4 protein-coding genes are annotated in these 3,499 nt (G+C 65.6%); all 4 read right to left on the reverse strand.

All coding sequences use genetic code 11. From position 1 onward, the window contains the following. Positions 1-790: CoA ester lyase (locus tag Q0O95_RS13620; protein ID WP_293699773.1), on the reverse strand; the 790-nt coding region annotated here is incomplete at its 3' end. After that, positions 787-1,263 carry a MaoC family dehydratase gene (locus Q0O95_RS13625; RefSeq protein WP_293699776.1) on the reverse strand — a complete coding sequence of 159 codons (477 nt, stop codon included), beginning with the start codon at positions 1,261-1,263 and terminating at the stop codon, positions 787-789. The genes Q0O95_RS13620 and Q0O95_RS13625, both read right to left, overlap by 4 nt. Beyond that, on the reverse strand, positions 1,260-3,227 hold the full coding sequence (locus Q0O95_RS13630; protein WP_293699779.1) for a biotin carboxylase N-terminal domain-containing protein: 1,968 nt from the start codon (positions 3,225-3,227) through the stop codon (positions 1,260-1,262). Before Q0O95_RS13630 ends, Q0O95_RS13625 begins: the two co-directional genes overlap by 4 nt. A 6-nt stretch (positions 3,228-3,233) precedes the next feature. Beyond that, the coding region (locus Q0O95_RS13635) for a carboxyl transferase domain-containing protein (protein WP_293699782.1) at positions 3,234-3,499 on the reverse strand (266 nt) is incomplete at its 5' end.

Raw genomic sequence — 3,499 nt, forward strand, 5'->3', positions numbered from 1 at the left:
TCCTGCGTGCGTGACGCAGGATCGGCTCGTCGATCATGCGACCGTCGAAATTGAATACGCCTCCTGCGTGACGTTCCGCCTCCGCCAGAATCGCGCGCGCCCACGCGACGTCCTGCTCACTGGGCAGGAATGCCTCGCGAATAGGGGCGACATGGTTCGGGTGGATGCACGCTTTCGCGTCGAAGCCGCTTGCTGCGGCATCCTGCGACTCGTCAAGCGCGCCGTCGATGTCGGCGATGTCGGTGCGAATCGAGTCGATCGCCGCTTTCCCCTCCGCCTTCGCTGCAAGGAGCACGGATGCGCGGGCCAGCCGAGCAACATCGCGATAGGTGCCGTCGCCCCGCCTGCTGGAGGTTCCTCCCATGGAGGCGACGAGATCCTCGGCACCCCACATGAGCGCCACAACGTTGTCGTGCGCCGCAATCTCACGGGCATTCGCAACGCCGAGTGCTGTCTCGACGAGCGCAATCACGTCGATGACTCCGAGACGCTCGACATCGGCGGCGCTTTCGGTCTTCGCGAGCATCACCGTCGTGGCGCCCGCAGCGTGCACGGCTTCGAGATCCTCGTCGACGAATCCCTCTTCGACGGCATTGATGCGCACGATCGTGCGCTCCCGGTCGACCTCTGAGGAGGCGATCGCGCCACGGGCCTCACGCTTGTTCTCGGGGCCGACGGCGTCCTCGAGGTCGAGGATCACGGCATCCGACCGTTCCGCTGCCTTCGCGAAGCGGTCGGGCCTGTCACCGGGGCAGAACAGCAGCGACGGACCCATCGTGAATTCGGTCATTCCGGACTCCTTTGCATCAGCACCGACCGAACCGCCTTCGCGACAACGTCTCCGTGCTGGTTGCGTGCGATGTGCTCGAGCTTCACGATGCCCTGCGCGGGGCGCGATTTCGACTCGCGCTTTTCGAGCACCCTGGTCTCGGCATAGATCGTATCGCCGTGCTTCACGGGCGCCGGAAACGCCACCTCGCTGAAACCGAGGTTCGCGACGATCGTGTTCATCGTCAGCTGGCCGACCGAGAGCCCCACGAGCGTCGCGAGCGTGTGCATCGAGTTGACGAGCGGCTCGCCGAACTCGGTCGTCTCGCTCCAGGCACGATCGAGGTGCAGCGGTTGCGGATTCATGGTCAGTGTCGTGAACAACACATTGTCGGCCTCGGTCATCGTCCTGCCCGGGGCGTGCTTGTAGACGACATCGGTCTCGAATTCCTCGAACCAGAGACCGCGCTGTTCGATTGCGCGTTCTTCGGTCATGCTGTATCCTCCGCTTCGATGTGTGCGAGCAGCTGCCCTCGCGTGACCTGGTCGTGCTCGGCGACTTCGAGGCGCACCGTGCCCGCCTGCGTCGCGGTGAGCCGGTGCTCCATCTTCATCGCCTCGACCGACAACACGTGCTGCCCGACTTCGACGCGATCGCCGTCCCGCACCGCGACGGCGACGACGGAACCGGGCATCGGCGCGTTGATCGCCGCCTCGCCCTCTGCGAGCACGGCCTCTTGCGGCTTACGGCGCTCGATAAGGAAGGTGTGGCCGTGAAGCCGCACCCAGACGGCGTCATCGGCGACGTAGACGCTCTCGGAATCGACGCGATACGGGTCGTCGTAGGATGCGAACGCAAAGGAAGCGAACTGAGAGAACCGCGGCTCTTCAACCGGCAGCAGTTTCGATTCGTCTTCTGCTGCAATTCTGAATCCGCCCGTGACAGGGTCAAGGTACCCGATTGCATCCGCGAACCGTACCTGCCGCTCTGCCGCACCCGTAAGACGCCACCCATCATCGTTCCAAGCGGTCCTCCGCCAACGGGGCCACGCCGGTTGCAGCGCGCGCGTTGCCAGCATGTACGCGAGGGAAGGGATGCGGGCATCCGTCAGCTCGTCCACGTTGCGGTCGATGAAGCCCGTGTCCAAGTATCCTCGGCGCACCTCCTCACGCCCGAGCAGCGTAACGAGAAATCCGATGTTCGTGATGACTCCTGGCAGGAACATCTCGCCGAGCGACTTCGTCAACGAAGCGAGCGCTTCCTCGCGGGTATCGGCCGTTGCGATCACCTTGGCCAGCATGGGGTCGTAGTGCGAGGTGACGACGCTCCCCCTGTCGATACCGCTGTCGACACGAACGCTGTCGAAGGTGTTGCCGGGAATCTCGTACCTGGCGATCGTGCCGCCGGTCGGCAGGAATCCTTCGCCCGGGTCCTCGGCATAGATGCGCGCCTCGATGGAGTGCCCCGTCAGCTTCACATCGCCCTGAGCGATCGGAAGCCTCTCTCCCGCGCCGACGCGCGTCATGAGCTCGACGAGGTCGAGCCCCGTCACTTCCTCCGTGACGGGATGCTCGACCTGCAGCCGCGTATTCATCTCGAGGAAGAACGGCTCGTCCGGCCGGTCGGAGGCCACGATGAACTCCACCGTGCCGGCTCCGTGGTAGGCGACGCTCTTCGCGGTCTCGATCGCGATGCGACCGTACTTCTCGCGTTGCTCCGGTGTCAGAAAAGCGCTGGGGGCCTCCTCGATCACCTTCTGGTGGCGGCGCTGCAGAGAGCATTCGCGCTCGCCGAGGTGCACGACGTTGCCGTGCTTGTCGGCCATGATCTGCACTTCGATATGGCGGGGCCTGTCGATGAAGCGTTCGACGAAGACCGTGTCGTCGCCGAACGCCTTCTCTGCTTCACGTCGGGCCGTCTGCAGAGCATCCCGGAGCTCGTCGGCGGCTCGCACGACGTGCATCCCCTTGCCGCCGCCGCCCATTGCGGGCTTGACGATGAGCGGGTAGCCGACCTCGGCCGCGCGAAGGGCGATCTCGTCGTCAGCCGCCCCGACGATGCCGGGGACGGTGGGTACGCCGCGCGCTTCGACCGCTTCGCGGGCTGCGATCTTGTCGCCCATGATCTCGATGGCTTCCGCGCTCGGCCCGATGAATTCGATGCCCGCCTCCGAGCACGCCCTGGCGAACTCGGGGTTCTCCGACAGGAAGCCGTAGCCGGGGTGAATCGCCTGCGCACCGGTCGAGACCGCCGCCTCGATGACCTTCGGGATGCTCAAGTAGCTCTCGCGCGCATCCGCCGGCCCAAGCCGCACGGCTTCGTCGCAGGCGCGCACGTGCACGGCATCGGCGTCGGCGTCGGAGTACACGGCGACGGAGCGGATACTCATATCGCGCAGCGTGCGCGCGATACGCACCGCGATCTCACCGCGGTTGGCTATCAGGATCTTGTCGAACACTGCACATCACATCCTGAATACGCCGTAGCGAGGCTCCGGCGCGTCGCCGCGGTCGATGACATCGAGTGCGAGGCCGAGCACGCGGCGCGTCTCGGTCGGCGGGATGACGCCGTCATCCCAGAGCCTCGCAGTCGAATAGTAGGGGCTGCCCGCCTCCTCGTACTGCTGCCGGATGGGCGCCTCGAACTCGGCCTGCTCCTCGTCGCTCCAGCTGCCGCCCGCGGCTTCTATCTGGTCGCGCTTGACGGTCGAGAGGACGCTCGCGGCCTGTG

It is taken from the genome of uncultured Agrococcus sp., assembly GCF_945915485.1.
Classification (GTDB): Bacteria; Actinomycetota; Actinomycetes; order Actinomycetales; family Microbacteriaceae; genus Agrococcus.

Bases quoted from the DNA above. Each gene is read 5' to 3' on its own strand.
- Q0O95_RS13625 (WP_293699776.1), bottom strand. From the start codon at position 1,263: ATGACCGAAGAACGCGCAATCGAACAGCGCGGTCTCTGGTTCGAGGAA.